Genomic DNA, 2,498 nt, shown 5'->3' with positions numbered 1-2,498 from the left:
GGCGGAGAGCCTGGAAGAGCAGGCGCGTTCGCTGATGCGTGCGGTGGGGCAGTTCAAGCTGGACGAGGGCGGTCGTGTGGCGTCGTCGTTCGATGCAGTGCGCGAGGCGGCGAACAGCGAACCGGTGCTGCCGCGTTCGCGCGGTGGGGCGCTGGGCAAGGTCAAGCGCATCGCGCCGACGGCGCAGCCCGCCTTCGCTGAAGAGGAATGGGAAGAGTTCTGAGCGCGCGGCGACGCCACGCGAAACATCGATCAGCAGGGAGGCAGGAGAGTACGTCATGCGCATCAACTCGCCGGTGACCGGGCGTGAGGTCGAACTGACCGAGCGGCACAATCTCGTGTCGCGTACCGATCTGCAGGGGCGGATTACCTTCGCGAATCGCGATTTCGTCGAAGTGAGCGGTTTCGACGAGGCCGAGCTGGTCGGCCAGCCGCACAACATCGTGCGTCACCCTGACATGCCGCGCGAAGCCTTCGACGATATGTGGCGCTGCCTGAAGGCGGAGCGCCCGTGGACCGGTCTGGTCAAGAACCGCTGCAAGAACGGCGATCATTACTGGGTGCTTGCGAACGCGACACCGCTGCTGGAGAACGGCGTGGTGACCGGCTATATCTCGGTGCGCACGCGCGCCTCGCGCGAGCAGATCGCCGCGGCAGAGAGCGCCTACCGTGCCTTCGGTGAAGGTCAGGCCAAGGGCCTCGCGATCCGCGATGGCGTGGTGGTCCGGACCGGTTTCTCGCCGACACGTCTTGTTGCCGGCCTGAGCATCAAGGCGCGCATGTTCGCCATCGTCGGCATTCTCGGCCTGGCGATGGCGGGTATCGCCGCCACCGGCATGCAGGCGCTGCAGACCAGCGAATCCATCCTGAAGGTCGTTTATAACGATCGCGTCGTATCGACCCAGCAGCTCAAGGTGGTCGCCGACATGTATGCGGTGAACATCGTCGATACCGCGCACAAGGTGCGCAACGGCAACATCGATTTCGCCGCCGGCAGCAAGAACCTCGATCAGGCGCGTGACGCGATCGGCAAGAACTGGGACAGCTACCGCGCCAGCCAGATGACGGCGGAGGAGAAGACGCTGGTCGAGCAGGCCGTGCCGCTGATGAAGACCGCCGACGCGTCGATCGAACGTCTGGCCGCCATCATGGCGAACAAGGACATGGCGGCGCTGACCGCCTACACGGTGCAGGATCTGTATCCGGTGATCGATCCGATCTCCGGCAAGATCAGCGAGCTGGTCGATCTGCAGATCCGCGTTGCGGGTTCCGAGATCGAACACGTGCGCAGCGAATCGTCGTCGGCCTTCGCGGTCATGGCAGCGCTGCTCGCCGTGGGCGTGCTGATCGCAGCGGTCGGCGCCTGGCTGCTGCTGCGCTCGATCCTGCGGCCGATTGCAGACGTGAAGGCCATCGTCCGCCGCATGGCGGAGGGCCGGCTCGACGTCGAGGTGGAGACCACGCGCCGCGACGAGATGGTGGCCATCCTCGACGCGATGAAGACGATGAAGATCAAGCTCGGTGCCGACATGGCCGAGGAGCGCCGTGTGGCCGACGAGAACCTGCGCATCCGCGAGGCGCTCGATTCGGTCACCACCAATGTGCGCATCGCCGATCCGGACGGCAAGGTGCTTTATGCGAACAAGACGCTGCTCGACACGCTGCGCCGCACTGAAGCGGACATCCGCAGGAAGCTGCCGCAATTCTCGGCCGAGCGCTTCGTTGGCAGCGACATCACGGTGTTCTATGACGATCCGGAGGCGGCGCGCCGCCGCCTGGCCTCGCTGTCCAGCACGGTCAAGAGCGAGATCGTCATCGGCGGTCGCCTGTACCAGCTCACCACCAGCCCGATCACCAATGCAGCCGGTCAGCGACTGGGTTCGGTCGGCGAATGGCTGGACCGCACCGACGAGGCGGCTATCGAGAAAGCGGTGACCGACCTGGTGCGCAGCGCCGGCAACGGCGACTTCTCGCAGCGCCTGACGGTGGAGGGCAAGCAGGGCTTCTTCCGTCAGTTGGCCGAAGGGCTCAACGGACTGGTGCAGCAGGTTTCCGACGGTCTGGCCGATGTTGCCAACGTGCTCAACGCGATGGCCAGTGGCGACCTGAACCGCAAGATCGAGCGCGAGTACGCCGGCACCTTCGCGCAGCTGAAGGACGACACGAACACGACGGTGGACAAGCTGCGGGAGGTGGTCGGCCGGATCAAGGAATCGACGGAAGCGATCAACACCGCTGCGCGGGAGATTACGGCCGGCAATGCGGACCTGAGTTCGCGCACCGAAGAGCAGGCGAGCTCGCTGGAAGAGACGGCCAGTTCGATGGAAGAGCTGAACGCGACGGTGAAGCAGAACGCCGAAAGTGCGCAGAAGGCGAACGAGCTGGGTCGTCAGAGCAACGAAGCGGTGACGCGCGGCGCGGAGACGGTGAAGCGGGTGGTGTTGACGATGTCGGACATCCAGGACTCGAGCCGGAAGATCGCGGACATCATCGGCGTG

General features: G+C 65.2%; 2 protein-coding genes. Both read left to right on the top strand.

Going from position 1 to position 2,498, the window contains the following annotated elements; genetic code table 11:
* The coding region (locus AC51BJ_RS00360) for a hypothetical protein (protein WP_496278962.1) at positions 1-223 on the top strand (223 nt) is incomplete at its 5' end.
* A 55-nt stretch (positions 224-278) separates the two neighbouring features.
* On the top strand, positions 279-2,498 hold a 2,220-nt coding region (locus AC51BJ_RS00355; RefSeq protein ID WP_496278961.1), incomplete at its 3' end, for a PAS domain-containing protein.

It is taken from the genome of Methyloversatilis sp. S146-33 (genome assembly GCF_059552495.1).
Note: the sequence above shows the minus strand (reverse complement) of the source record. Positions and strands in the feature narration are given on the sequence as shown.